The organism is Methanoregula sp., assembly GCF_041645475.1.
GTDB lineage: Archaea > Halobacteriota > Methanomicrobia > Methanomicrobiales > Methanospirillaceae > Methanoregula.
In genome coordinates, this window is the sequence record NZ_JBAZQA010000009.1 from 44,539 (window position 1) to 70,126 (window position 25,588).

Below are 25,588 nucleotides of genomic sequence, written 5' to 3' on the forward strand. Positions count from 1 at the left end.
CAGAAAAACACATTTTTCCAATTGTTTATATCGATTTTAACCCAATATGAATGGAAGATCTCCGCTTACTGGCAGGTTTTATGGATTTCGATATCAAGAAAAATTCCTTCAGAATCATCCAGGTAGCCATTGCCATCATCATTATTCTTCTCCTGCTGGGATCCGTAGATTATATGCAGGCAAGCCAGATACTCCTGCATCTGGACTGGTTTTTTCTCCTCCTTGCGGGACTGTGTTATTTTCTTAATAACATCATTATGTCGGTACGACTCAAAAAGGTCCTCGGACACCTTGGAGACAAGATCCGGTTCCGGATCGCATTTTTGTCCCACATGTCCGGCATGCTCTTATCGGATTTCACACCGGGAAGAAGCGGGTATCTCTATGTCGCGTTTGCTTTGAACAAGAAAGGCATATCCCTTCCCAAGGGACTTGCGGCAATCGCAAGCACGTACATCTACGATCTTCTCTTCAAAATTTCCCTTGCTATCGTTGCCATTTACTACTTCTATGCCACAATTACCGGCCTGCCGGTCGGCTACATCCTTTACATGATCGTGATTCTCCTCTTCGTGATCATAGCGGGATATTTCTTCATCATGTATCCGGGACAGGTGCTGCAGACCTTCTGCCAGAAGAACACCTTCCTCAAACAGATCCTTGAACTGGGAGAACAAAGCCGCTCCATCCAGAAAATTTCTCCGTATATCATTTTTATCTCGTTCTTCGGTTGGATTCTCCGGGGGCTGGAGTGGTTCTTTGTAGCAATGGCAATCGGTGCTGTGACGATCAGCTTAATCGATGCACTGCTTTTAAACCCGCTTCTCACAATCCTCTCGCTCATCCCCATCACCCCGGCGGGCCTTGGTATCCAGGAGGCCGGGGTCGTTGGTCTCCTCACTCTGCTCGGCGTGAGTCTTGCCACAGCAACGGCATTCGCATTCCTGACAAGATTCCTCGAGATCGTAATCGACTTGATTGGCCTGAAGGGTTTCTTCTCTCTTGATACGAAAAGGGACAGCCTGCTCAGCCACTATAATGCTATCGACGGTGATATTGATGAGAGGGCCTACAATTCGGATCTCTGTTCCCAGCGGTACTTCCAGCGGCGGAGGACGGATACCATAAAACAGATGCTGGAGGCCAGGAACTGTGATGTCATTCTCGATATAGGATGCGGGAGCGGGGTCCAGATACGGGCGCTTGAGCTGGATTCTCCAAACCTTCTGATAGGCATGGATGTGAACAGGAGTGCCCTCCTTTACGCAAAAAGCAAAAATATCCCCCACAGCGAGTTCATTATTGCCGATGCAGAACAGTTGCCGTTTAAGAAAAACACGGTCAGCAAGATCATCTGCGCAGAGATCATTGAGCATCTGCATGAACCCCAAAAAATGATTGCTGAATCCCAGAGAGTGTTGAAAAACGATGGCATGATTGTTATTACAACGCCAAATGAACATTCCGTCTGGGGAGTTTACGAATTCTTCTGGGATACTTTTGGCAGGGGCAGAAATTATGGCGAGACGCACCTGAAATTTTTTTCCGTCCGGGATCTCGGCAATTACTTTTCAGCGTATGATACGAAGTCGCATACAACGCTCTTCTTCCTGTCACCGGTTCTGGCACTCCTCAACAGCAGGAAGATCCTGCAGTGGGGAATTGCACTGGACAAGAAAATCGAGCGGATTAACGGCGGGGTTATCATTGTTTTCTCTGCCAAGAAAAACAATGGCTGATTGACAACCCTTTATACTCGCCCAGTTTTCTTTTTAATCCAGGTAATATTCCGGTTAATGATAAAATTCCACAAAAAGGCAACCAGAATCCCAATCAGGTTTGAGATCAGGTAATAAACACCAAATACGCTGGTAAACAGGTATAAAAGCCCCAGGTTGATGACAACACCCCCGGCTGAAACCAGGTTGAAGGCCAAGAGCCGGTGCCACCGGCTCGACAATTTCTGCTTTTCCTGAGTGCGGAAGGTCCAGAGATCATTCCAGAGGAAGTTATTCAGGATCGAGATCTCAATTGCAATGAAACTGGCCACCAGGTAATAGAGCCCGACATACTCTTTGAGGTAATAGAGGAGGCCCATATTGACAACGATGCCCGTAAGTCCGACAAGCCCGAACTTGATGACCCGTTCCCATTCTTTCCACCCGGCGCTCCCGCGGTGCAGTACCGAGAACAGTGCAATGTCAACAACCTGACCGGCATATTCAGCAATGGTCCTGAACTTCAGCTTGCTCGATCCGATCTCCCGGTCAACAAATTCAAAGGGGATCTCTTTGTCGTTCTCCCAGGTACCTTTCCCGAGCACTTCGAGCAGAATCTTGTACCCCTTTGGTTTTAAAGGAGCCCCGGTGACAACCTCTTTCCTGACTGCGAAAAATCCGCTCACCGGATCGGAGATATCCGGGAAAAGGAGCCGGCCAAGGAAAGTGGCGCCTTTGGAGATCACCCTTCGCTTCAGGGGCCAGTCTTTGATCCCTCCCCCGTCCATGTACCTGCTGCCGATAACAACATCGTTTCCCGCACGGATCTCGTCGTACATCTTAGGAATGAGCGCCGGGGGGTGGGAAAAGTCTGCGTCAATAACCACAAAAATATCGGAGGATGCATGGGAAAACCCATCTGCTACTGACTGCGAGAGGCCGTGATCCGAGGTGCGGACAAGGATGTTCACATTCTCTTTTTCCGTATGCAGCTTCTGGACAATGGCAATAGTCCGATCCTTTGAATTATCATCAACAACCAGGATCTCCCCATTCAGATTGCTCTTTCTGAAGACCGCATCCACTTCCTCTATGATACGGGGAATATTTTCCTCCTCGTTGAAGGTGGGAATTATTACCGAGAGATCATACATGGTGGTTCAACCGATTAAACTATGCAGATGTAAAAATATAAATTCCCGTATATTGTGCGGGGGTTGTGGTGTGTTCCTTCAGCCACGCAAGGGCATCTCCGTCCGGGTTTGCCGAGCTGATATCCCCGGTGACAATGTAATAGATGGTATTGTTTGTTTTCCGCAGGTAACTTTCCTGAAGATCTTTTGCAGTATAAGCCCTGTATTCCTCAGTCTTATCCGTTGTATTGGAATAATAATAATCGAGCGGCTGGGAGACATACCCGGGAACAACCACTATAAAATCCCCGGGGTTCGTCACTTGCTGGAGTTTGTCGGAGAGACCTCTCCAGTCCCCCTTGCTGTATCCGGAATAATAATCCATGAGCATCGGTGCGTTCAAAACAACCAGAAATGCGATGAACCCATAGACAACACCGGGATGCTTTGCAAGGGTGTAGAGTAATTTATACGAGACAGCAATCCCGATAAAAAACACAATACTGAAAAAAATAAGGTACCGGGGTACCATCGGCATCTTGAAGGACAGGATGTAACTGATCGCAAACGTCAGGATGGTGAGGAGAACAAGGAAAAGACCCTTGTTTTTATCAAGAATGAAAGCCTGTACGATCCCGATGATGAACAGGAGCAGGAGCAGGTACATCGCAATATCAGAAAAACCGGCAATCTGCTGGAAGGTTTTCATTATCATGGTCAGTCCCTGGAGACCAAACGATGGAGCAGATGCAGTCCGGGAGCCGAAGAGCTGGATAGTTGCAACGATCAGCGGCAGGCATATGACGGCAAACACTGCCCAGCCGATGATCATAGGTACGAGGTTCCTGACATCCTTAGCGTATTTCAGGATCTGAACGGCAAGTGCGTACAGGATGAGTGCCCCGATGATAACCAGGGCATAGAAATGGGACCAGAAAGCCAGCGCGGCGAGAAGACCAAAGAGCACCCAGTTCCTGATCTCGTTGTTCTTCATGGCCCTGAAGTAGAAGATCATGGCAAAGGCAACGAAGAAGAGCATCATCGAGTAGGCCCTGGCCTCTTGGGAATAAAAGACCAGAAATGGGGAGAAGGCGAATGCGGCTGCGGCGATGATCCCGACATTCCGGTCCATGAATTCCTTTCCGGCGTAATATACGAGGGGGATGGTCAGGACCCCGAGGAGGGCGGGGACGAACCGGAGGACAAACTCGTTATTCCCGAACACGAGCATGAAATGCTCGATCCAGTAGAAGAGGGGGGGATTGAACTCCCCCCCGGTTGTCGCCTCCCAGATTTCGGGGATTGACATGATGGCGAAAGTATGGGTAGAGGCTTCATCGAGCCAGAGAGAGTTATAGCCCAGGTTGAAGAAACGGAGGAAAAGTCCGACAATCGTGAGGGAGAGAAGGAGCTGTATATACCGGCTTTTTGAGAGCACGTCGCGGATATTCTGTACATTGAGATCCCGGATCGTCATAATCGGCGATGCGTAACCCCCGTCAAGGTCGCATTCGCGATCCCCGCCGCTCTTTTTCCCCCTGCTCTGATCCTCACGTTTCTTCGCCATTTTTAACCATCTATTATTGCGTAAATATTCTGATATAGGTTCCTGTACACGTATTTAGCCCGGAATATCTCCTGAAAATGAAGAACCGCATCGCAAAAGTGGCGGGGCCGGGGCCATTATCGGGCGGGAAGCGGGGAATGGAGGGCTGCGAGAAGGGCTTTACGGCTGGTCACGACGGTTGATGAGATCTCAAGCATGAGATTGACGTGCTCGTGCTGCCCCGCCATCCGGAAATCGGTCCGAAGGGCGATGACCGGTTTTTTCAGACCGGCGGCATATCCCATCTCCCAGGCAGTGCCGGAATCCGCATCGGCCCCATCGATTACGGCAACCACCAGGTCCGCCCCTTCAAGGGCCTTTTTATTCCCGTAGAAGATCTGCTCCTGCACCGGTTTTCCTCTTGATTCCGAATCGTCCCCTGCCTCCTGCGGGAGGTGCACGGAAAACAGGTTCGTTTCCATGAGGCGGGCCAGAGCGGCATTGTAATCACGCTCCGCCTCAGAGAAGAGCGGCGCGGCCAGATACACCCGGTACCGGGCAAAGAGCGATACGTCCATCGCAGGAATGCCGGGGAACCGGGATAGGAAGACGCCGCGTCCCTCCCTCTTTGGGGGTTTTTCGTCCGTACTCCCATAATACGTGCTGGTGACCCCGCAGGTGGGAGAGGAGTTAACGCCGAGTATGCAGAGCGGGGGACCGCGTTCGTCAATGATCCTGAGGACATCCTGTTCAAGGGTGTCGATGAGGTCGGCAAACGCCGGGGTATTCAGGCGTTCAAGAAACGTGCCCGGCTTCCGCCTGAGTCCCAGGTACAGGGTCTCAGGACAGGGAAGCGGCACCATTTCGATCGAGAACTGCTTGCAGCGCTCGATCGATCGCCGGAAGAGTTCGATATCCGATGCCCGGGTGATTCCCTCGGCCCGGAGCCCGGGATTCAGTACGCAGGGACAGCAGAGCACGTACATTGATACTTTGTACGCACGCACTGATGATCAATGATACCCCTGTATGCTTTTCGGGACAACAGCTGCGATCCCCGGAAGTGCACGGTCAAGAAACTCGAAAAGGCCGGTCTCTTAAAAATTTTCAACAGGATCCCCCAGATCCCGAGAAACTCGCTTCTTCTCGATCCTACCGCAGAACAGGCATTGTCCCCTGCCGACCGGTTCGTCAAATCCATCACGGTCCTGGACTGCTCCTGGGTTGTGCTGGACACCGGTAAAGTCTCGTCGTGGAGGATCCGGAGGGCACTCCCGTTCCTTGTTGCTGCAAACCCGGTGAACTTCGGGAAACCCTGCACCCTTTCCTCAGTTGAGGCCCTTGCCGCAGCACTCTTCATCATGGGCGAGAAAGAGCAGGCAGCGTCCATCCTCTCGAAAGTGAACTGGGGGGTTCGGTTCCTGGAAGTGAACGAAGAGCCGCTCGATCTTTATTCAAAAGCGAAAGACAGCACAGAAGTTGTGGAAATCCAGGCAACGTATCTCTGAAAAATTACTATCCCCCTGTTCATTATCAGGACCGAAGAATACGGGCGGTTCAGATCGTCCCGTTCCCGAATTTTTTACATGCCGGTGCAGATCCCAAAAACCGAAGAACCGTGATTCCGCATAGTTTTTTGTGTATGGATGCGATGTTAAGAGTATGATTAAGGTTGCCATCAACGGGTATGGTACCATCGGCAAGCGGGTTGCCGATGCGGTTGCGGCCCAGAAGGACATGAAGGTGGTAGGCGTCTCGAAGACACGCCCGAACGCCGAGGCATTCGTGGCAAAACAGCGGGGATACCCGCTCTACATTGCCGATATCTCCAAGAAAGCGGCATTCGAGAAAGCCGGCCTGAACGTTGCAGGCAGTGTCGAGGACATGTGCAAGACCGCCGATATTATTGTGGACGCGACCCCCGGCGATGTCGGGGCCACCAACAAACCGCTCTATGAGAAGCTGGGTAAGAAGGCACTCTGGCAGGGAGGGGAAGAACACGAAGTTGCCGGGTTTTCCTTCAACTCCTCGTGCAACTACAAGGATGCGGTCGGCAGGCAGTTCGTGCGGGTTGTCTCCTGCAATACCACCGGTCTCTGCCGTATCATCCACGAGGTTGACAAGGCCTTCGGGGTTGCCCATGTGCACGCAATCATGGTCCGCCGGGGCTCAGACCCGGGCGAGATCAAGAAAGGACCCATCGACGCCATCGTTCTCGACCCGGTCAGCGTCCCGAGCCACCACGGCCCGGATGTCCTCTCCGTCCTGCCCCACATCTCGATCACCACAATGGCCATGATCGTTCCGACAACGATGATGCACATGCACGCCATCCGGATAACGACCAAAAAACCGGTCAGCAAGGAAAAAGTCATAGAGCTCATCAACAGTCACCCGCGCCTCGGACTCATCAAAAAATCGGCAGGTATCAGGAGCACCGCGGAGCTCAAGGAGTTCGCCATGGACCTCGGCCGCCAGCGGGCTGACCTGTATGAGAACTGCATCTTCGAGGACTCCATCTTTGCAGACAGGAACGAGCTCTGCTTCTTCCAGGCCATCCACCAGGAAGCCGATGTAGTTGTGGAGAATGTTGACGCGATCCGCGCGATGATGGGCACCGAGAAGGACGGGACAAAATCCATTGCCGCAACAAACGCTGCACTCGGATTTGTGACCATCCAGAATAACCATTAACACCCATCATAACCCATTTCTTTGAATGGACGCATACGAGCGCGTTACCCGGAATACGGTAGAAGTTGTCACGGATGATGACCTCCGGGCCCTCCTGGCCCGGCCCTCAAAGCGGGTGTATGCCGGTTATGAACCCAGCGGCGAGATCCATCTCGGCCACCTGGTCACAATCAACAAACTGGTGGATCTCCAGGCCGCAGGTTTTGAAGTCACCGTACTGCTTGCCGATCTCCACGCTTTCCTGAACCGCAAGGGGACCATGGAGAAGGTAAAGGAGCTGGCAGACTACAACAAGCGATGCTTCGAGGGACTGGGCTTGAAGAATGTCACCTATGTCCTTGGTTCCGATCTCCAGCTCAGCCCTGACTACCAGCTCCTCGTGCTCCAGCTCTCGCAGCAGATCACGTTAAACCGGGCCACCCGGAGCATGGATGAGGTGGGGCGGCAGATGGACCACCCCACCGTTTCCCAGATGATCTACCCGATCATGCAGATGGCGGATATCGCCCTCCTCAAGGCAGATGCAGCAGTCGGCGGCATCGACCAGCGCAAGATCCACATGCTTGCCCGGGAGCACCTCGTCAACTTCGGGTACCAGGCCCCGGTCTGTATCCACACCCCGATCCTGAACGGGCTTGACGGCAAGAAGATGTCCTCGTCGCAGGGGAATTATATCTCCGTTGCCGACAGCGAGGAGGAGATCCTAAAAAAGTGCCAGAAAGCCTTCTGCCCTCCTGAAATTCCGGAAAACCCGGTGCTCCAGATCTTACAGCACCATGTCTTCCCCCGGCTTCCTGAGATTACCATCAAACGCCCTGAAAAGTTTGGCGGGGACAGGACTTTTACCGGCTATGCGGACCTGGAATCTGCTTACGGAAAGGGCGAGATCCACCCACTCGACCTCAAGAAGGCCTGCGGACAGTCGCTTGTGGAGATCCTTGCCCCGGTAAGGGAATATATACAGTGAGCGTCATCATTACTGTTGGATGTGGGGTGGTCCTGCGTGAGCAAAGAGAGCGAGAGCGCAATCGATAAGCGGCTGGATCAGTTCGATCAGAAACTGGAGGAGATGGGCGTCCGCATCAAGGACGCCAACATGCTCAAGGTCCGCGAGGATGTTTTCGATGAGGTGACCCTCCTTGCACTCTACAAACTGGTCCATAAGAAATGGCTCTCGGCCATCGGGGGTTCGATCAGCACCGGCAAGGAGGCCAACGTCTTCTATGGCGAGCGGGATGAGGCGGGCATTGCCATCAAGATCTACCGGATCCGGACGGCAAACTTCACCACGATGAGTTCGTATATCACCGGTGACCGCAGATTTTCCCATGTAAAAAAAGCCAAAAAAGAGCTTATCTTTGCCTGGACCAAGAAGGAGTTCTCGAACCTTGTCCGGGCCAGGGATGCGGGTATTGCCGTACCCGAACCGCTGGTCTGGGACCGGAACATCTTGATCATGTCCTTTCTTGGAGAAGGGGAACGCGCGTACCCGCAGCTCCGTAACGTCGAGCTGGAGGAACCGGCAGAAACCTATTCGCAGATTGTGAGGAGTATTGATGTCCTCTACAACAAAGCCGAGCTCGTGCACGCTGACTTGAGCGAGTTCAATATATTGTACAGCGACAAACCATATCTCATTGACATGGGCCAGTCCGTGACCCGCGATCACCCCCGAGCCCTGCCGTTCCTGATGAGGGACATCAAAAACATCAACCGGTTCTTCAAAAGCCGGTGCGAAGTGCAGAAAGATACAGAAATTTTCCATGCTGTCACCGGACTGAACGTTGCCGAACCATGAGTCCGACAGGCCAGGCCGGATACATGCCGCAACGCGAGCTGATGGCCAACAGACAGATACAACCAATATTCGAGGTGAAAGAGAGATGATGCAGGAAGTAAAGATTGCCGGCAGCAGGATAGGAGTCCTGATAGGCAAGAGCGGCGCCACCAAAAAAGAGCTGGAGACAAAAACCCATACGACCATCACCATTGACAGCAAGGAGGGGATCGTCAAAGTCGAGGGAACAGAAGAGAATACCATCTCCCTTCTGAGAGCGGTTGAGATCATCAATGCCATCAACCGGGGCTTCTCACCGGAACGTGCCTTCGAGATGATCGAGGACGAGGATCTGCTCCTTGAAATCATCGATCTCGCCGGCATGGCAGACAGTCCTCGCCAGCTCGACCGCCTCCGCGGAAGGATCATAGGCAAGGACGGGCGTGCAAGGGAGCAGATCGAGGACATGACGGATGTGGAGATCTCTGTCTTTGGCAAGACCGTTGCCATTATCGGGTACCCGGAAGCACTCAAGACCGCCCGGGCTGCAGTCGATATGCTTATTGAAGGTGTACCCCACGAGAATGTCTTTGCATTCCTAGATAAGAAAAAGAAAGAGGCCAAGCAGGATATGATCAGTTATTATTACTGAGGCAAGCTGCTCAAATCCCTGCACCGGCATAAATATATTTTGCTCAATTTCCCGTGGAAAATATGTCGTTATATAGGATAGATTTCGCAAAACCAACCAATATCGTGCGGTTTTTCAGTGGAATCAAAGGGGTCTTTTGAAGGTGCGATATGGATACCTGCGAGATCCTCATCCCGGAATATCTCAAAGAGAAGTATATTTCAAGCGGTATATCAGAACTCTACCCTCCCCAGGCCGAGTGCATCCGCAGGGGAATGCTCGAGGGTAAAAACCTCCTTGTAGCAATCCCCACGGCAAGCGGCAAGACGCTGATCGCCGAGATGGCTATGCACGCCCACATCGCACGGAAGGGGAAATGCCTTTACATAGTTCCCCTCAAGGCGCTCGCGAGCGAGAAATTCGACGAATTTACCAACAAGGGTGTCCGGGTCGGCATCTCTACCGGGGACTTCGACCGCCGGGACGACCTGCTCGGGAAGAACGACATCATCGTTGCAACAAGCGAGAAGGTCGATTCCCTCCTGCGCAACAATACCCGGTGGATCCAGGAGATCACCCTTCTTGTGATTGACGAGGTCCATCTCGTCGATTCCGGGAACCGGGGTCCTACGGTTGAGATGGTCATCGCGAAGCTGCGTTACCGCAATCCCGGCATGCAGGTTATCGGGCTCTCGGCAACGATCGGCAACCCGAAAACGCTGGCCGGCTGGCTTGATGCGGAACTTGTCACCAGCACCTGGCGACCGGTTGATCTCCGGCAGGGTGTCTTCTGTAACGATAGGATCCATTTCCGGGAGGGGGACCGGCGCATCAAGGCGGTGTCGAAAAATTACGATGATATCAACCTCTGCCTTGACACCATTGCCGAAGGCGGCCAGTGCCTGGTCTTTGTCTCATCGCGCCGGAATGCCGAGGCTTTTGCTAAGCGGGCTGCAGGTGCCATAAAGAGCGAAGAGCCGGACCTTAAATCCTATGCCGAACGCATTGCGGGAGGGGCAGAGACCGAGATGGCCAAAACCCTTGCCCTCTGTGTCGGGCAGGGAGCCGCGTTCCACCATGCCGGGCTGAGCCGGGCCGAACGGACCGTTGTGGAGGAGGGGTTCCGGAAGGGCCACATCAAGTGCATCTCCTCGACCCCTACCCTCGCGGCCGGCCTCAACCTGCCGGCACGCCGGGTGATCATCCGCGACTACCTGCGGTTTTCTGCGGGAGAGGGAATGCAGCCGATCCCGGTGAGCGAGTACCACCAGATGGCGGGGAGGGCTGGCCGGCCGCGGCTCGATCCCTATGGCGAAGCGGTTCTCATTGCCAAGGATGAACAACAGGTCGGGGAGCTCTTCGAAAACTACATCGAAGCCCCTGCAGAAGAGGTCCATTCAAAGATTGCAGAACCCTCCGCACTTTATACGCATGTCCTCTCCATCATCGCCTCCGGGTTTGCCGCTACACGGGGCGAACTGACCTCATTCATGAACCGGAGCTTCTACGTCCATGAGCATAAGCAGGGGAGGCTGATGCAGCGGGCAGTTGATGCTGCCCTCAAATTCCTCATCGAAGCGGAGATGGTGCTGGAGATTGGCGAACATCTCGGATCAACGGAGTTCGGATCCCTGGTATCCCGGCTCTACATTGATCCAAGGAGTGCTGCGCTGATCATCCGCACACTTCGCGAACAGAAAGAGTACGCCGACCTCGGTCTTCTCCAGACCATCTGCAGTACGCCGGATATGCCCAAACTGTATGCCCGCAATGCCGACCAGCCGGCAATAGACCGCATGATCGAGGCTCACGATGGAGAACTCTGGTGCCCGTATCCTTCTGAGGAGGAGGAACTCGAAGGCTATTACCGGGCCCTCAAGACCGCGATGCTTCTCTCGGACTGGACCGATGAGCTCACGGATGCCAAGATCTGCGAGCGGTATTCGGTAGGACCCGGGGATATCTACGGCATGGTGGAGAGCGTGAACTGGCTGCTCCACGCCAGCGCCGAGCTCTCCCGGATGTTCATGCCCGCATTCCATCCTGAGATCCGGAATTTCGAGATCTGCATGAAGCATGGCATCCGGCGCGAGCTGCTCCCGCTCGTGAAACTGCGGGGGATAGGAAGAGTCCGTGCCCGCCGGCTCTTCAACCATTCCATCACGTCCCCCGAGGCCGTCCGGGAGGCCGGGATAGAGAGCGTTACAAAGATCCTCGGAAGGGGGATAGCAGAGCAGATCTTCTCCCAGCTAGAGAAAGGGAAGGGAACCGTGCCCCCTGCCAGTCAGGATAATATGGCCGGGCAGTCAACGTTCTCACAGTTCAGGTGAGGGTATGACTACAGCAAATGGAGATATACGGGCGGCAACCTGCGCCATCGCGGACCGGGCAGTTTTTCTTGAAGCGATCAGGGCAGTTGCAGAAGCGCATAACACCCATATCATCTGTTTTAATGCGGATATGCTCGTTGGCATAAAACATGTGATGGCAGCCCTCGATCATGCCATCCGGTCGTTCCGGGAAGGTAGAGCAATCTCCAATACCCTGGAGATGGAGGCACTCCTCTATGCTGCAGGATCCCGGCAGTGCAGCATAGGTGCATCGTTTGGCATTCATGAGGGGAATAACCGGCTCTGGGTCTGCTGTTGCCCGGGCCCCTGCGAAGAGGTCTTTACTGAACTCAGACCGGTCATGGAATTCGTATCCGGGGATTCCTGGAACTGGATCGATCCGGAACGACAGGCACGTCTCATGAAGCTCTTCGATATCTCCTCAAAAGAGCTCCTGACGCTGAAGGATGAGAGCCGGTTTATGGATCTCGTCCTCGAGCGGGTAGCCCTGCTGGATGTCATGCGATAACAGATATTCGCGGATCTTTTTTCATAAACGTACTCATCGCATCGTAATCCCGGGACTCCTCAAGAGATTACCCCGGAAAAGACAGGAGCAGAGTATTCCGGTACAGAAAAAAAGATCTTACCGGTTGGCATGACTGAGTATATGCGTTATCTCAGGCAGGATCAGTTCTGTTGTTGCCAGGGTGACCGCAGGAGTGGACCCGGGAATACAGAACACAGCCTTCCCGGAAATGATACCTGCAATAGCTCTCGATAACATGGATGAAGTCCCGATCTGATCAAGACTCTTCATCCGGAATAGCTCCCCAAAGCCGTCCATCTTCTTATCAAGAAGGGGGGAGACGGCTTCAATTGTGCAGTCATCAAATGTAAGACCGGTGCCGCCGTTGATGATAATACAGTTCGTTGTCTTGAGTGCTGCAAATAACGCATCCCGGATTGCATCAATACGGTCAGGAATAATAGCATAGTACCCGACGGGAATATCCTGCCCGGCAAGCAGTTTTTTTATGGTTGCCCCGCTGGTATCGGTGTCAGGTACCCGGCTGCTGGATACCGTTATGACCGCTGCTGATATCGGAAACGGCCGAACATGGTCCTTATTCATGATACCTGTATCTTACCGGTACAATGTAATGAGAATTTTGATGTGTGCGGAAATTTCAGACCCTTGCATTGTGTTTTGCTTACCAACCGGTAACAGCGCAGGTAAAAAAATCCTTCTCCTCGTGAGGAGGAACAACGAAACATATGGACAAAGGTGAATATATAATTCAGGCTGTCTGATCCATAGTACCCAATTCTGTTAGTGCACATTTCCAAGGCACTTTTTCATGGCAGACCCCGGTTAAAAAATTCCAATCGCGATCACGGGGTGTCAGTTAATGAGGTGATAATCGGATAATTATCCGACAATCGGCAAGTACATGCTACAAAAATTTTAATTCTCCGAGAAGACCCTCCAAAAAATGCAATCAAGGTGCGATTGAAAATTTATGAGCAGGGGGTGAAGGGGTGATTGAAAATTTTTTGCCGGAGATTGAATGAGATTTTTTTGGGTAAAAACGAATGGAAATTCTAAACCGGTAATATCTTCCAGTAGCCTTTAACCTGTCAGGACCACACCCCCTCATTTCCTTTGGAACTTTTTTCCTTGTTTTTGGGCTTTAACGAAAATTCTTTCGAGATTTTGAATTTAAATTTTAAATTACATTTTTAATCTTTAAAACATTTTATATACTATTAAATGTAAATAATTGAATGGCTCAGTTTTTTTTACTTTATTATATTTCAAAACAGTCAGTTTTGAAATTGTTCCACACGAAACAAAGGGGTCCCCCCCATGAATTGTCATAGAGAAAAACTTCAGTGGATAATTAACCCAAATACAAGAAATTGCGGATTATCCTTGGAAATCTGTGGATTTACCGGAAGAAATATTTGAACTGGTAAAAACCCGGATCAGTCATTATTTTACATTTAATTGAAAATTCAGGTGTTTTCCACTGGAAATAAAGGGGTATATAAACCGGGGAAACCGATCGTTTTTTTGCCTCATCCCGCTAATGCTCAGCTCCATAGTGTAACCATGCCTGAACCAGAAGACCCCTCCACCGGACTATTCAAAAAATATCTGAGTAATAACCGGATTTTTAAGGATCGCGAGGTGCTCCGGCACTCCTACCGTCCCCAGATTCTGCCCCACCGTAAACCGCAGATCGATGAGGTGGCCTCCATCCTGGCACCATCACTCCGGAATGAAACTCCCTCCAATATCCTGATTTACGGCAAGACCGGGACCGGTAAAACCGCCTGCGTCAGGTATGTCGGATCCGAACTCGAAAAGGCAAGCAGCAAGATGGGAACTCTCTGCCGGACGGTCCATCTCAACTGTGAAGTTATCGATACCCAGTACCGGGTGCTTGCACAGATCGCCAAGTGCCTTGATGTGGTTGATGAGATTGGAAGCGATAAGACCCGTACTCACATCCCGATGACCGGGTGGCCCACCGATCAGGTGTATGCCGAGCTGAAGAACCAGCTGGAGGCGGGAGGAGGGGTCCTTATCATTGTCCTCGATGAAATTGACAAGCTCGTCAAGAAAAGCGGGGATGACACGCTCTATAACCTAACCCGGATCAACTCCGACTTGAAGAATTCCAAAGTGAGTATTATCGGTATCTCCAATGACTTAAGCTTCAAGGACTTCCTTGACCCCAGGGTTCTCTCCTCCCTCTCTGAAGAAGAGATTGTCTTCCCGCCGTACAATGCGCCGCAGCTTGTCGATATCCTTGCCCAGCGTGCCGAAGGGGCATTCATGCCCAGTGCGGTTGCCGAAGGGGTTATCCCCCTCTGTTCGGCCCTTGCCGCCCAGGAGCACGGGGATGCAAGGCGTGCCCTTGATCTCTTCAGGATCTCCGGAGAACTTGCTGACCGCGACGAATCCACCCAGGTGACGGTGGAGCATGTCAAATCTGCCCAGGCCAAGATCGAGACCGACAGCATGATAGAGTGCATTGCCACACTTCCTACCCAGAGCAAACTGATCCTCTATTCCATGCTCATTCTCGAACAGCTGGGACAGAATATCTTTACGAGCGGGGAAGTCTCACGTATATATCAGGACATTGCCCCCACCATCGAGCTTGATGTGCTTACCCACCGGAGGATCACCGATCTCATCTCCGAGCTGAACATGCTCGGTGTGATCAACACCCGGGTGGTAAGCCGCGGGCGCTATGGCAGGACTAAAGAGATGTGGTTCGATTCCAACACAGCCAAGATCCGCGAAGTTGTACTCAAGGATCAAAGGCTCAACGGACTCAAGAATCTCGACGTGTCCCAGATGGAAGCAAAATGGTTGAAAACCTGGTTCAGGTAAGGTGAAAGAGAATGGATGAAAAAGATCTCGAACTCCTCCGTATTCTCGAGGAGAACAGCCGGCTCTCAGCAGAAGAAATTGCGACCATGACCAGCCTCGCGGCAGCCGAGGTTGAGGCACGGGTACATGCTCTGGAAGCTGCTCAGGTTATCATGCGGTATTCCACCGTGATTAACTGGGAGAAGGCTGGCAACGGCGAGGTCTCTGCCATCATCGAACTCAAGGTAAGCCCGGAGCGGGATTTCGGGTATGATCGCATTGCCGAGCGGCTCTCCCGCTTCCGGCAGGTCAGGACCCTGCGTCTGATGACCGGGACATATGACCTCCAGCTGATCGTGACCGGCAAGAACATGCAGGAAGTGTCACGGTTTGTTTCCGAGCACGTTGCTCCCATGGACCGCATCCGCGAGACGGCAACCCATATCGTCATGAAATCCTACAAGGAGAACGGCAACGCGCTCTTTGAACAACCGGAGACCGAACGTCTTCCCTATAGTTTCTGAGGCGGGAAGATGCGTGACTTTATCTCAGAGCGTGCCCGGGAGATCCCTCCGTCCGGTATAAGGAAGTTTTTCGATCTTGTCCTCACCATGGAGGATGTGGTCTCCCTTGGCGTCGGCGAGCCTGACTTCCGCACACCGTGGAACATCTGCGAATCGAGCATTTATTCCATAGAACAGGGAACCACGTCATATACCTCGAACAAGGGCCTCCAGTCCCTGCGCGATGCCCTCTCGCGCCACCTCGCCAAGTACTACCAGCTTCAGTACAGCGGGGATGACGAGATCATCATCACAACCGGGGTATCGGAAGGTCTCGATATTGCCATACGGGCGGTCACGGATCCGGGTGACGAGATTCTCATTGCCCAGCCAAGCTATGTCTCGTACGGCCCCTGCGTCACCCTTGCCGGGGGAAAAGCCGTACCTGTGCGGTGTACGGAAAAGGATCATTTCAAGCTGAATCCCGATCTGCTGGCAGAACAGATCACGAAGAAATCCAAGGCGCTGATCATCAATTTTCCGAACAATCCGACCGGTGGAGTCATGGACGAATGCGATCTCAAGGCGGTTGCTGATCTGGTAATCGATCATGACCTTCTCCTCATCAGCGATGAAGTGTATTCGGAACTGACGTACGATAAACGCCACTTCTCTGCGGCAGCTATCAGCGATCTCCACGATAGGACAATTACGCTCAACGGGTTTTCCAAGGCCTATGCTATGACCGGCTGGCGTATCGGGTATCTCTGCGCTCCCAAGAAGCTCTGTGACGCAGCGCTGAAGATCCACCAGTACGTGATGCTCTGCGCCCCGGTGATGGGGCAGGTCGGGGCTCTCGAAGCGTTGAGGTCTTCGGAAGATGAGAAGAACAGCATGGTCAACGAGTACCGTCTCCGGCGCAACATGTTCATTACCGGTCTCAACCGCATCGGCCTCTCCTGCCATGTCCCGGAGGGTGCGTTCTATGCCTTCCCCTCAGTGAAAGAGACCGGGCTTTCGGATGTGGAATTCGCCGAGCGCCTGTTAAAGGAACAGCGGGTGGCAGTTGTCCCGGGCAGCGTCTTTGGTGCCGGTGGGGAAGACCACATCCGGTGCGCGTATGCGGTTTCCCGGAAACAGCTCAGCGAAGCTCTCAGGAGAATGGAGCTGTTCATGCAGGAACTTTGACTCCCTGTCTGACCTGCCTTTCCGCATTTTTTTTCTTTTTTTTCATGATATCAGATCCTGAGGGATACTTTATTTTGGAACTTGACCAATACTACATGAAACACAATGAGTTGCTCAATCATCGTTGGTGGATTTTTTGGGGATGAGGGGAAGGGCAAGGTTGTTGCTCACATTGCCTACAAGGACAAACCCGTAATCATCTCCCGTGGCGGTGTAGGTCCGAATGCCGGACACACTGTTCAGGTTGGAACCAAGGAATATGGCGTCCGCATGGTTCCGTCAGGTTTCGTGTACAAGGAGGCCAAACTCTGTATCGGCAGTGGCGTGCTGGTCGACCCGAGAGTCCTCAAACACGAAGTTGAAATGCTGGATGTCAAGGGCCGCGTTTTTGTTGACAAGCGCTGCGGTATCATAACCGAGGATCATATCGCTCGGGACAAGGGAAGTGCCCACCTCTCAAAAAAGATCGGCAGCACCGGGTCCGGTTGCGGGCCGGCCAACTCTGACCGCGTTATGCGGGTCTCCCCGCAGGCCAAGGACGTTCCCGAGCTTGCCGAGTACCTGCTTGATGTCCCGAAGGCAATTGACGACGAGCTCAAGAAAGGCAGCACCATACTGCTCGAAGGCACGCAGGGTTTTGGGATCTCCCTCTATTACGGCACCTATCCCTTTGTGACCAGCAAGGACACATCCGCCTCGCAGATAGCAGCGGACAACGGTGTGGGTCCGACAAAAATCGATGACGTCATCGTCGTTTTCAAGGCTTACCCGACCCGTGTCGGGGAAGGCCCGTTTTCCACCGAAATGACATTCGAGAAATCCGATGCCATGGGTATTCAGGAGTTCGGGACCGTTACCCACCGGAAGCGCCGGATCGGTGGCTGGGATGGCAGCATGGCACGCTATTCAGCAATGATCAACGGGTGCACCCAGGCAGCCATCACCGGTATTGATCGCGTAGATGAGGCCTGTTTTGGCGTTACCGAATATTCCAAGCTCACGAAGAAAGCAAAAGATTTCCTCAAGCAGGCTGAAGACGACATTGGCAGCCCCATTACCCTGATATCCACCGGTCCCGAGATCACCCAGATCATTGATTTGCGGGAAGAGCTCGTATGAAGCATTCCCTTATGGATATCCTTTGTTGCCCGGTTTGCAAAGGGGATCTTACCCTCCGTGTCGACAAGGAGAATGAGAAAGAGATTCTCGAAGGCGGACTGCACTGCGCTGCCTGCAGCGTTGAGTATCCCATCCACGATGGGATTCCCAACCTCCTCCCCCAGACATCCAATTAAGAGGTACCGCCATGAGTCTCCCGCTCGCCCTGTCAGCATTGATCAGTCTGACTGTGCGGGGGGAAGACGGGCACGGTTATGAGATTAACCTCAACCGGAGTGGTATCAATTCGATCGATCTTCCGCGTGGCAGGATTTCGGCCGAGTGCGGCGACAAGCTCGTGCTGAAATTCATCAACCGGGGCGCCCCCATCCACATCACCGTCTCTTCATCCAATGCATCGATGTATACGGATTTTTTCCACGAGAACCTGTATGTCGTCGATGAATCCACCCTCACGATACCAATCCGGAAAGACGGTGAGGAAGGCTCTTTTGACCTGGAGATTATTGCTGGCTATGGCGTGGTCAAGACCATAACGCAGGTTCAGGTTGTTCACCCGTCCCACCTGAGACCCGTGGTGCAGGAAGAGATGCCCCTCCACCCGGTAGCGCACGGCCGCCCCCATCTCCTGATGATCCTGATGGGGATTTCCCTTATCCTCTATACATCATGGTTTTATACCGACATTGAGCTTCTCAATATCGCATCGTTTATTATCCTGATTGTAGGGGCACTCTACACATGGTACCGCCAGGATTAGTGCTCACCGCAGTCGTACTGTGTGCCGCACTGCTCGTGGACCGCCTTATCGGGGATCCCCACTCGCCCTGTCATCCCGTTGCCCTGCTCGGGCGGTTCATCGGGTGGTGGGGAAACCCCGCCTCCTATTCCCCCAGGTGGCAGCGGACTGTTGGGGTTCTCTTCTGGTTTCTGACAGCTGTCCTGTTTACTCTGCCGTTCTTCCTCTTCTCGGCTCTTGTGCCATGGTACGTGTACCTGATCCTCGCCCCTTTCCTGCTGAAGTGCTGTTTTGCCTGGAGGTCCCTTGAGGAGCACACACTTGCGGTTGTGGAAGCGGTAAAAGACGGGGTCGAGAACGGCCGGGAGAAAGTAAAATTCCTGGTCTCCCGCGATACGGCTTCCCTTGACCGGGAGCATATCCTTTCTGCGGGTTACGAATCCATGACAGAAAATTTAACGGACAGTATCATCTCCCCACTCTCGTTCTTTGTCGTCTTCGGCCTTCCCGGGGCAGCGGTTTACCGGGCTGCCAATACCATGGATGCGATGCTCGGGTACCGGGATGAACGCGTACGGATCGGCTGGTGCCCGGCGCGAATGGATGATGTCCTCAACTTTATCCCCGCCCGGATCACGGTCCTGCTCCTACTTATCTGGTTTGCCCTGAAAGGGAGGTCCGGCCCTGCATGGAGAACAATGCGGAGGGACGGGTACAAGCGCCCCGGCTTCAATGGTGGTATTGTCATGGCTGCCATGGCGGGCGGGATTGGAATCCGGTTCGAGAAGCCGGGTTTTTATACGATCGGGGATGGTGAACGGACCCTTGACGAGGGGGGCGCGGATATCCTCCGGGCTACCCGGGCGGTTACCCTGATGTTTGTCATCTTTGCCTGTTGCGCACTGTTTTTATTGGGATCCTTGATCAATAGTACATACATATGAAACTGGAAGAACTGAGATTTGGCACTGAGCTTCTCAAGCGCGGCTTTGCATCCATGCAGAAGGGGGGCGTCATCATGGATGTCGTGAATGCCGAGCAGGCAACAATTGCCGAAGAAGCTGGTGCCGTCGCAGTCATGTCACTTGAACGGGTTCCGTCAGATATCCGGAAGGCGGGCGGGGTTGCCCGCATGGCAGATCCCCAGAAGGTAACTGAGATTATCGGCGCGGTCTCGATCCCGGTCATGGGAAAGGTGCGGATCGGCCATTTCGTGGAAGCGCAGGTGCTCGAGGTCCTCGGCGTTGATATGATCGACGAGAGCGAAGTCCTGACACCCGCCGATGAACAATACCATATCGATAAGACACAGTTCAAGGTTCCCTTTGTCTGCGGCGCCCGCGATCTTGGCGAAGCCCTCCGCAGGATCAACGAGGGAGCAGCGATGATCCGGACCAAGGGAGAGGCAGGTACCGGCAATGTTGTTGAAGCGGTCCGGCACATGCGCACGATCATGGGTGAGATCCGGTTGCTCCGCGGCCTCGACAAGCAGGAGATGGTCGACTATGCCCGGGAGATCGAAGCCCCGGCAGAACTGGTCATCGAATGCGCCGAGCGCGGCCGGCTGCCGGTTGTGAATTTCTCAGCTGGCGGGATTGCCACACCTTCAGATGCAGCTCTCATGATGCAGCTGGGTGCCGATGGTGTCTTTGTGGGATCCGGTATCTTCAAATCTTCCGAACCCGAGCGGATGGCAAAAGCGATCGTCGAAGCGGTCAACCACTTCGATGACGCCACCGTGATCGCAAAGGTCAGCACGGGTCTTGGCGATGCGATGCCCGGCCTGGACATCCACACGCTCCGCGATGACGAGGTGCTCCAGACCCGTGGACGCTAGGATCGGGGTCCTTGCGCTGCAAGGGAATGTAAGCGAACATATCGACGCGTTCCTTCTGGCGCTCGAACGGATGGGGTACGGCCCCTCGTCCGAGGTCTTTGAGGTGAGGAGCCCTGCGGATCTTGAAGAATGCCATGCCCTTGCGATTCCCGGTGGGGAATCAACTACCATATCCCGGCTCATTGATAAGAACGGGCTTTTTGAACCGATACGGGAGTTCAAGGGTGGCATCTTTGCCACCTGCGCCGGGATGGTCCTGATGGCATCCGAAGTAGCTGACCCGCGGGTTCACCCGCTTTGCCTTATGGATATGACGGTTGACCGGAACGCGTTTGGCCGGCAGCGGGAATCCTTTGAAGCTGATCTTGCTATTGAGGGTCTTGACGGGCGTCCGTTCCACGCGATCTTCATCCGTGCCCCGGTAGTTACCCGGGCCGGCCCTGGTGTTACGGTTCTCTCATCGGTTGACCAGGGTATCGTTGCCGTAAAAAAAGGCCCGCACATGGCCTTCTCGTTTCATCCCGAGCTGGGAGAGGACACCCGGCTTCATGAGCAGTTTCTGAAAGGGATTGGAATTACCTGAAACACCCGATGATAATGGGTTTTTCGTGAGTTGATATCCCACTTCCAGCTGATCATTTTTCTTGCCGGTTTTTCCGGGAACCGGAACCTTGAAAAAGCCGAAATGCCTGATTGGAAACCGTTTTTAACTACGGGATACCACTCACAAGAGAAGATACAGAAACTGGCCCAACACCCATACGCATTTTCTCAGAGAAAAAGGGTGTTCCGGATCGCCATCTGCCCTCGGAAAAACATAGAAAAAGGATTGGATCTGATATACCCATGAGTGCACCATCCGTTGTTGACAGCATCCTCTCTGCCCGCTACCTCCGGAAGGGGGAACGTTCGTTTGAGGACATCTGCCGCCGCGTTGCATCGGCGCTTGCCGATGACAGGGAAGAAGAAGCCCGCTTTTTTGAGGCCATGCAGTCCCTGCGTTTTCTCCCCAACTCCCCGACCCTGATGAATGCCGGTACAGAGATCGGCCAGCTCTCCGCCTGCTTCACCCTGCCGGTCCCGGACTCGATTGACGGGATCTTCGATGCGATGAAGCAGGGGGCGATCATCCACAAGACCGGCGGCGGAACCGGGTATAATTTCTCGCGCCTGCGTCCTGAGGGATCGCCCGTCCAGTCAACGGATGGTGTTGCCTCGGGCCCTGTCTCGTTCATGCGGGTCTTCAATGCCGCAACCGAGGTCATCAAACAGGGAGGTCGCCGCCGGGGGGCGAACATGGGGATCCTCAATGTCTGGCATCCCGATATTCTGCCGTTCATCGCAGCCAAGACAAAGGAAGGCGAGTTTTCAAACTTCAACATCTCGATTCTGGTCAATGACAAGTTCATGGATCTTGTTTCCCGCAAGCAGTTTGAGACGGTCTGGATCACCCACCCGCACACGGGGGAGAATGTAACCGTCGGACAGATCTGGGATGGCATTGTTGACGGTATCTGGAAGAACGGGGAACCGGGGATCCTGTTTTACGATGAGATCAACCGGCACAACCCAACGCCGCAGCTCGGTGAGATCGATACCACGAATCCCTGTGGCGAACAGCCTCTCCTTCCCTATGAGAGCTGCGTGCTTGGCAGCATCAACCTCGCGGCCTGCATCCACAACGGGACCCTTGATGAGAATGAGCTGAAAGAGACGGCCCGCATGGCTACCCGGTTCCTCGACCTTGTCATCGAACGCAATGTCTTCCCAATCCCGCAGATACGGGAAGCCACCCTGAAGACCCGGAAGATCGGCCTTGGCCTCATGGGCGTGCATGATGCACTCCTTATGGCGGGCCTGGCCTATGATTCCGCTGAGGGAAGAGCCTGGTGCGAGCGCATCATGCTGCTCGTAACGGAGACTGCCGTGGAGGAGTCTCGCAGGCGGGGAGAAAAACTCGGGCCGTTTCCGGCCTGGCAGGGGAGTATCTGGACGAAACACCCGATGAGAAATGCGGCGATGACCACGATTGCCCCCACCGGGACTATCTCCCTCCTTGCCAATTGTTCGAGCGGGATTGAACCGATCTTCTCGTTTGCATACACGCGGAAAAATACGGTGGGCAAGACGTTTGTTATCGTGAACCCGGTCTTTTCCGGGAGACTGAAAGCAACTCTTGCCGGCAAGGGACTTTCCGGAGAAGTACTCCAGAAGAAGGTGGACGAGGTCATTTCCCATGTCCACGAGACCGGGACCGTGCGGGATCTCCACTGGCTCCCCCAGGAGTTCCGGGCGCTCTTCAAGACTGCGCTCGACATCAGCTGGAAAGACCATATCCTGATGCAGGCTGCATTCCAGAAACATGTCCATGCCTCCATCAGCAAGACGGTCAACATGCCCTCCTCCGCAACAAAGGAGGATTGTGCAGAAGCTCTCCTCATGGCTTGGTCCCTGAAACTCAAGGGGATCACCATCTACCGGACGGGCAGCAGGGAAGACGTGGTTCTCTCTCTCAAGGAATCCGCTCCTGTACCTGTACCGGGCGTTGCAGTTGCCGGCAGGAACGAACCGGAAAAGATCCCATCGTTCTCTACCGATCGCCCGCGGGAACTCTCCGGCAGGACCTATCTTTGCCAGTCCGGGTGTTGCCGCCTGTACGTGACCGTGAACCTCCTTGATGGAAAGCCCATGGAAGTATTCATCAGAACTGTCGGAAGCGGGGGCTGCGAAGCGAACAGCAGCGCACTTGGCCGTGCCATCAGCACGGGTCTCCAGAATGGGGTACCGTACACCAAGTTCGTCAAGCAGTTTGCAAAAGTCAACTGCATTGTCTCCATCAAGAACCCCTCCTCGGAAGGGCATTCCTGTGCCGATGTTGTGGGACGCTGTATCGAGCTCTCGGCAAAGAACCAGAGCATCACCACCCTGCAGAACTGGGATATAAGAAAGGTCGGGGAGAAACGGCTCTGCCCCGACTGCCACGAGCCGCTCGACTTCGGTGAGGGCTGCAACAAGGGAATCTGCAAGAACTGCGGCTGGACCGGGTGCAGCTGACGGTATTTTTTCAGACACAACCTTGGGATTTGTTTCGGAATGGTATGAATGACTTTTTCATTGATTGAACCCGGATCATCCTGCCAAAATATATGCCGGGAGAGAAAGAGTGACATTTCATGTCCCAGGAAGAGACTCTTCTGTTTGTCAGCAACAGTAACAGCGGGGTGCTGCCACAGATCAAAAATTATTCAGATCACTTATCGGCATCCCATAGTGAGGGCTGCCACCTGTCCGCTCTCACCTACAGCCCGGTGGGAATGAAGAAAGAATGGAAACGCTTTATCAGGGAACAAAAGATCCCTTCACGGGCTCTTGACCGGGAGGAGTTCCGCGCAGAGTTCGGGAGCATAGCGATGACGTTTCCCGTAGTACTGGTCAGGACCCGCAGGGGTCTTTCGGTGCTGATCAGCACCGATGAGCTGAACCGGTGCAGGTCACTTGAAGATCTTATGAATCTTCTCCAGCAGCGTCTTGCCCCTATACCGTAAGCAGGACCTGTCGGGAGGTAAAAAGAAGAAACCGGTATCAGACAGGATTTTCGGTAATTATTAAAATACGTTTTTCTTATTGGATAGCACGGGAGACCGCTCCTGCAAGTTGTTCCGGCTCGTCGGAACCTATCCGGATTTTTTTCCCGTCTGCAAGAACGAGCATGACGCCCCCCTCACCGGCGATATTGTAGAGGGGCCCGTCAGGTGTCCAGCGGATGCCCCAGCCGTAATACCAGGGATTTTTCACTGTGGTTACTGAAGTGACATAGCCAAGCGGGATGGTCTTCCTGACGATACCGAACAGGCCAAAGCGGATGTGGACATCATCTTTCCTGACCATCACGGTCAGTGAACCGAAGAGCACGAGCGCGATCAGGAGGAATGCTGCTACAACGTACGTTATCCATATCCCTCCGAGGAACAGGGTGGTAAGAAGGATGACCCCCACCGATGCCAGGCTTGCCCAGATCTGGATGGTGCCGATCTGGGTGTGCTGGTAGCGGGGAGAGCCGGGTGAGGATGGCGCTGTCCCGGGATCGGCCGGGACCACGGGCGAACCTGCCGGCAGAGTGGTGGGAGAGATACGCGGTCCCTTCAGTGCCTGCGTGTTCGGGCACCAGCCCAGGCGCCTCCGGACAATCTCTGCAATCTGCAGCATTATTCTGCCCTCCTGACAACTAGGAAATACCAATATGCAAGGCCGGCAATGAGAATTGCAAGTACCAGGAGTGGCCAGTAGATGCTCCCGCCAAAGAATAATGTACCGAAAAGTACGATGATGGATACGCTGACGAACCACCCGGGGACAGGGTACTTCTCCAGACTTCCGGTTTTCTCTGCCCGAGGGGAGTGGGGTTTTTGTTGGCCGGACAGGGTTTTCAGCTTATCCTGCAGAACCTGCGGGTGGCTCTGTGCAGCGCGGTTCGGACACCAGCCGGTCCATTCATGGAGTACCTCTGAAATGCGGGTCAGGGTCATGCGAGTGCCTTCACCTTTAAAAACAGCTCTTCTGCCATCTTTGTCGGATGATCCGTCTTTTTCAGCTTTATACCGAGTTCGTCGGCATAGTCCCAGAGCAGTTCAATGCATTCGGTGTATCGCTGGCAGGACCCGCAGTCTCCGTCGTGCTCGTACCAGACCTGGACACCGTGTTTTTTCGAGACAAAGATGACAGCCGCCGTCTGGAACGGCACCGATCTGCCAAGGAGAATTCCCCGCTCGGGGTTAACCCGCTCAATGGCAATCTGGTTTGCGTGGGCCATTTCCTTAAGGGTGGACTCAACCCTCTCATCCATGAGGAGAAGCGCCCGCGAGACGGCCTGCCGTGAGATCCCCAGCTGTGTTGCGATCGTGATATTGGGAATCCCGCTCCTCCTCATGGTCCAGAAGAGGAACTGCTTTTCATCCGTTGGCAGAAGCATGGGTCAACATATGCAT

Annotated in this window: 26 protein-coding genes; 19 read left to right on the forward strand and 7 right to left on the reverse strand. The window is 53.6% G+C overall.

Annotated features, from left to right (window positions below; genetic code table 11):
* Nucleotides 1–50: 50 nt before the first annotated feature.
* Nucleotides 51–1,739, forward strand: coding sequence for a flippase-like domain-containing protein (locus WC598_RS08615; RefSeq protein WP_372961080.1), 1,689 nt, complete (start codon nt 51–53; stop codon nt 1,737–1,739).
* 11 nt (nt 1,740–1,750) lie between these two features.
* Here WC598_RS08615 and WC598_RS08620 read toward each other — a convergent pair whose 3' ends face one another.
* The 3 genes from WC598_RS08620 to WC598_RS08630 all read right to left on the reverse strand — a co-directional run bounded on the left by WC598_RS08620 (nt 1,751) and on the right by WC598_RS08630 (nt 5,383).
* The gene (locus tag WC598_RS08620; protein WP_372961081.1) at nt 1,751–2,872 is read right to left on the reverse strand and encodes a glycosyltransferase; all 1,122 of its coding nucleotides are present in this window, start codon (nt 2,870–2,872) and stop codon (nt 1,751–1,753) included.
* A gap of 19 nt (nt 2,873–2,891) precedes the next feature.
* The gene (locus tag WC598_RS08625) at nt 2,892–4,418 is read right to left on the reverse strand and encodes a glycosyltransferase family 39 protein (protein ID WP_372961082.1); all 1,527 of its coding nucleotides are present in this window, start codon (nt 4,416–4,418) and stop codon (nt 2,892–2,894) included.
* A gap of 116 nt (nt 4,419–4,534) precedes the next feature.
* Nucleotides 4,535–5,383, reverse strand: a complete 849-nt coding sequence (locus WC598_RS08630; RefSeq protein ID WP_372961083.1) for a nucleoside 2-deoxyribosyltransferase — start codon at nt 5,381–5,383, stop codon at nt 4,535–4,537.
* Between the two features lie 30 nt (nt 5,384–5,413).
* Between WC598_RS08630 and WC598_RS08635 the strand changes: the two genes are divergently transcribed.
* The 7 genes from WC598_RS08635 to cgi121 all read left to right on the forward strand — a co-directional run bounded on the left by WC598_RS08635 (nt 5,414) and on the right by cgi121 (nt 12,358).
* Nucleotides 5,414–5,905 (forward strand): DUF367 family protein, encoded by a 492-nt coding sequence (locus tag WC598_RS08635; protein ID WP_372961084.1) that lies wholly within the window; start codon nt 5,414–5,416, stop codon nt 5,903–5,905.
* A 154-nt stretch (nt 5,906–6,059) separates the two neighbouring features.
* Entirely contained in the window at nt 6,060–7,091 is a 1,032-nt protein-coding gene (locus WC598_RS08640; RefSeq protein ID WP_372961085.1) for a type II glyceraldehyde-3-phosphate dehydrogenase, read from the forward strand.
* Nucleotides 7,092–7,116: 25 nt separating this feature from the next.
* Complete coding sequence (locus WC598_RS08645; RefSeq protein WP_372961086.1) at nt 7,117–8,058, forward strand: tyrosine--tRNA ligase; 942 nt, start codon at nt 7,117–7,119, stop codon at nt 8,056–8,058.
* Between the two features lie 102 nt (nt 8,059–8,160).
* Complete coding sequence (locus WC598_RS08650) at nt 8,161–8,889, forward strand: serine protein kinase RIO (RefSeq protein ID WP_372961161.1); 729 nt, start codon at nt 8,161–8,163, stop codon at nt 8,887–8,889.
* 85 nt (nt 8,890–8,974) lie between these two features.
* Nucleotides 8,975–9,520, forward strand: a complete 546-nt coding sequence (locus WC598_RS08655; RefSeq protein ID WP_372961087.1) for a KH domain-containing protein — start codon at nt 8,975–8,977, stop codon at nt 9,518–9,520.
* Between the two features lie 149 nt (nt 9,521–9,669).
* Nucleotides 9,670–11,829, forward strand: a complete 2,160-nt coding sequence (locus WC598_RS08660; protein ID WP_372961088.1) for an ATP-dependent DNA helicase — start codon at nt 9,670–9,672, stop codon at nt 11,827–11,829.
* A 4-nt stretch (nt 11,830–11,833) separates the two neighbouring features.
* Nucleotides 11,834–12,358 carry a KEOPS complex subunit Cgi121 gene (gene cgi121, locus WC598_RS08665; protein ID WP_372961089.1) on the forward strand — a complete coding sequence of 175 codons (525 nt, stop codon included), beginning with the start codon at nt 11,834–11,836 and terminating at the stop codon, nt 12,356–12,358.
* 117 nt (nt 12,359–12,475) lie between these two features.
* Here the strand turns inward: cgi121 and WC598_RS08670 are convergent, their stop codons facing one another.
* Nucleotides 12,476–12,964, reverse strand: coding sequence for a molybdenum cofactor biosynthesis protein B (locus WC598_RS08670; protein WP_372961090.1), 489 nt, complete (start codon nt 12,962–12,964; stop codon nt 12,476–12,478).
* A 981-nt stretch (nt 12,965–13,945) separates the two neighbouring features.
* On the opposite strand from WC598_RS08670, the gene WC598_RS08675 reads away from it, so the two are divergent.
* From WC598_RS08675 to WC598_RS08725, 11 genes are all read left to right on the forward strand, one after another.
* Nucleotides 13,946–15,238 carry an ORC1-type DNA replication protein gene (locus WC598_RS08675; protein WP_372961091.1) on the forward strand — a complete coding sequence of 431 codons (1,293 nt, stop codon included), beginning with the start codon at nt 13,946–13,948 and terminating at the stop codon, nt 15,236–15,238.
* An 11-nt stretch (nt 15,239–15,249) separates the two neighbouring features.
* A complete protein-coding gene (locus WC598_RS08680; protein WP_372961092.1) occupies nt 15,250–15,741 on the forward strand; it encodes an Lrp/AsnC family transcriptional regulator in 492 nt (163 codons plus the stop codon).
* 9 nt (nt 15,742–15,750) lie between these two features.
* Nucleotides 15,751–16,908, forward strand: a complete 1,158-nt coding sequence (locus tag WC598_RS08685) for an aminotransferase class I/II-fold pyridoxal phosphate-dependent enzyme (RefSeq protein ID WP_372961093.1) — start codon at nt 15,751–15,753, stop codon at nt 16,906–16,908.
* Between the two features lie 105 nt (nt 16,909–17,013).
* Nucleotides 17,014–18,027, forward strand: coding sequence for an adenylosuccinate synthetase (locus tag WC598_RS08690; protein ID WP_372961094.1), 1,014 nt, complete (start codon nt 17,014–17,016; stop codon nt 18,025–18,027).
* A complete protein-coding gene (locus WC598_RS08695; protein WP_372961095.1) occupies nt 18,024–18,203 on the forward strand; it encodes a methytransferase partner Trm112 in 180 nt (59 codons plus the stop codon). Before WC598_RS08690 ends, WC598_RS08695 begins: the two co-directional genes overlap by 4 nt.
* Nucleotides 18,204–18,214: 11 nt before the next feature.
* Entirely contained in the window at nt 18,215–18,787 is a 573-nt protein-coding gene (locus tag WC598_RS08700) for a hypothetical protein (RefSeq protein WP_372961096.1), read from the forward strand.
* Entirely contained in the window at nt 18,769–19,710 is a 942-nt protein-coding gene (gene cbiB / locus WC598_RS08705; RefSeq protein ID WP_372961097.1) for an adenosylcobinamide-phosphate synthase CbiB, read from the forward strand. The genes WC598_RS08700 and cbiB overlap by 19 nt, the downstream gene beginning before the upstream one ends.
* Complete coding sequence (gene pdxS, locus WC598_RS08710; RefSeq protein ID WP_372961098.1) at nt 19,707–20,603, forward strand: pyridoxal 5'-phosphate synthase lyase subunit PdxS; 897 nt, start codon at nt 19,707–19,709, stop codon at nt 20,601–20,603. Before cbiB ends, pdxS begins: the two co-directional genes overlap by 4 nt.
* The gene (gene pdxT, locus WC598_RS08715; RefSeq protein ID WP_372961099.1) at nt 20,593–21,186 is read left to right on the forward strand and encodes a pyridoxal 5'-phosphate synthase glutaminase subunit PdxT; all 594 of its coding nucleotides are present in this window, start codon (nt 20,593–20,595) and stop codon (nt 21,184–21,186) included. The genes pdxS and pdxT overlap by 11 nt, the downstream gene beginning before the upstream one ends.
* Before the next feature lie 263 nt (nt 21,187–21,449).
* Nucleotides 21,450–23,657, forward strand: coding sequence for an adenosylcobalamin-dependent ribonucleoside-diphosphate reductase (locus WC598_RS08720; protein ID WP_372961100.1), 2,208 nt, complete (start codon nt 21,450–21,452; stop codon nt 23,655–23,657).
* Between the two features lie 119 nt (nt 23,658–23,776).
* Nucleotides 23,777–24,148, forward strand: a complete 372-nt coding sequence (locus tag WC598_RS08725) for a hypothetical protein (protein WP_372961101.1) — start codon at nt 23,777–23,779, stop codon at nt 24,146–24,148.
* Nucleotides 24,149–24,224: 76 nt separating this feature from the next.
* Here WC598_RS08725 and WC598_RS08730 read toward each other — a convergent pair whose 3' ends face one another.
* From WC598_RS08730 to WC598_RS08740, 3 genes are read right to left on the reverse strand one after another with little or no spacing between them, the layout of a single operon-like run.
* On the reverse strand, nt 24,225–24,809 hold the full coding sequence (locus tag WC598_RS08730; RefSeq protein WP_372961102.1) for a DUF1673 family protein: 585 nt from the start codon (nt 24,807–24,809) through the stop codon (nt 24,225–24,227).
* On the reverse strand, nt 24,809–25,129 hold the full coding sequence (locus WC598_RS08735) for a hypothetical protein (protein WP_372961103.1): 321 nt from the start codon (nt 25,127–25,129) through the stop codon (nt 24,809–24,811). The genes WC598_RS08730 and WC598_RS08735 overlap by 1 nt, the downstream gene beginning before the upstream one ends.
* Entirely contained in the window at nt 25,126–25,572 is a 447-nt protein-coding gene (locus WC598_RS08740; RefSeq protein WP_372961104.1) for a hypothetical protein, read from the reverse strand. Before WC598_RS08740 ends, WC598_RS08735 begins: the two co-directional genes overlap by 4 nt.
* Nucleotides 25,573–25,588 lie beyond the last annotated feature (16 nt).

Excerpts from the sequence above, each read along its gene's own strand:
- WC598_RS08615 (WP_372961080.1), top strand. The coding sequence starts at position 51 with ATGGAAGATCTCCGCTTACTGGCAGGTTTTATGGATTTCGATATCAAG.
- WC598_RS08620 (WP_372961081.1), bottom strand. The coding sequence starts at position 2,872 with ATGTATGATCTCTCGGTAATAATTCCCACCTTCAACGAGGAGGAAAAT.
- WC598_RS08625 (WP_372961082.1), bottom strand. The coding sequence starts at position 4,418 with ATGGCGAAGAAACGTGAGGATCAGAGCAGGGGGAAAAAGAGCGGCGGG.
- WC598_RS08630 (WP_372961083.1), bottom strand. The coding sequence starts at position 5,383 with ATGTACGTGCTCTGCTGTCCCTGCGTACTGAATCCCGGGCTCCGGGCC.
- WC598_RS08635 (WP_372961084.1), top strand. The coding sequence starts at position 5,414 with ATGATACCCCTGTATGCTTTTCGGGACAACAGCTGCGATCCCCGGAAG.
- WC598_RS08640 (WP_372961085.1), top strand. The coding sequence starts at position 6,060 with ATGATTAAGGTTGCCATCAACGGGTATGGTACCATCGGCAAGCGGGTT.
- WC598_RS08645 (WP_372961086.1), top strand. The coding sequence starts at position 7,117 with ATGGACGCATACGAGCGCGTTACCCGGAATACGGTAGAAGTTGTCACG.
- WC598_RS08650 (WP_372961161.1), top strand. The coding sequence starts at position 8,161 with ATGGGCGTCCGCATCAAGGACGCCAACATGCTCAAGGTCCGCGAGGAT.
- WC598_RS08655 (WP_372961087.1), top strand. The coding sequence starts at position 8,975 with ATGATGCAGGAAGTAAAGATTGCCGGCAGCAGGATAGGAGTCCTGATA.
- WC598_RS08660 (WP_372961088.1), top strand. The coding sequence starts at position 9,670 with ATGGATACCTGCGAGATCCTCATCCCGGAATATCTCAAAGAGAAGTAT.
- cgi121 (WP_372961089.1), top strand. The coding sequence starts at position 11,834 with ATGACTACAGCAAATGGAGATATACGGGCGGCAACCTGCGCCATCGCG.
- WC598_RS08670 (WP_372961090.1), bottom strand. The coding sequence starts at position 12,964 with ATGAATAAGGACCATGTTCGGCCGTTTCCGATATCAGCAGCGGTCATA.
- WC598_RS08675 (WP_372961091.1), top strand. The coding sequence starts at position 13,946 with ATGCCTGAACCAGAAGACCCCTCCACCGGACTATTCAAAAAATATCTG.
- WC598_RS08680 (WP_372961092.1), top strand. The coding sequence starts at position 15,250 with ATGGATGAAAAAGATCTCGAACTCCTCCGTATTCTCGAGGAGAACAGC.
- WC598_RS08685 (WP_372961093.1), top strand. The coding sequence starts at position 15,751 with ATGCGTGACTTTATCTCAGAGCGTGCCCGGGAGATCCCTCCGTCCGGT.
- WC598_RS08690 (WP_372961094.1), top strand. The coding sequence starts at position 17,014 with ATGAGTTGCTCAATCATCGTTGGTGGATTTTTTGGGGATGAGGGGAAG.
- WC598_RS08695 (WP_372961095.1), top strand. The coding sequence starts at position 18,024 with ATGAAGCATTCCCTTATGGATATCCTTTGTTGCCCGGTTTGCAAAGGG.
- WC598_RS08700 (WP_372961096.1), top strand. The coding sequence starts at position 18,215 with ATGAGTCTCCCGCTCGCCCTGTCAGCATTGATCAGTCTGACTGTGCGG.
- cbiB (WP_372961097.1), top strand. The coding sequence starts at position 18,769 with ATGGTACCGCCAGGATTAGTGCTCACCGCAGTCGTACTGTGTGCCGCA.
- pdxS (WP_372961098.1), top strand. The coding sequence starts at position 19,707 with ATGAAACTGGAAGAACTGAGATTTGGCACTGAGCTTCTCAAGCGCGGC.
- WC598_RS08720 (WP_372961100.1), top strand. The coding sequence starts at position 21,450 with ATGAGTGCACCATCCGTTGTTGACAGCATCCTCTCTGCCCGCTACCTC.
- WC598_RS08725 (WP_372961101.1), top strand. The coding sequence starts at position 23,777 with ATGTCCCAGGAAGAGACTCTTCTGTTTGTCAGCAACAGTAACAGCGGG.
- WC598_RS08730 (WP_372961102.1), bottom strand. The coding sequence starts at position 24,809 with ATGCTGCAGATTGCAGAGATTGTCCGGAGGCGCCTGGGCTGGTGCCCG.
- WC598_RS08735 (WP_372961103.1), bottom strand. The coding sequence starts at position 25,129 with ATGACCCTGACCCGCATTTCAGAGGTACTCCATGAATGGACCGGCTGG.
- WC598_RS08740 (WP_372961104.1), bottom strand. The coding sequence starts at position 25,572 with ATGCTTCTGCCAACGGATGAAAAGCAGTTCCTCTTCTGGACCATGAGG.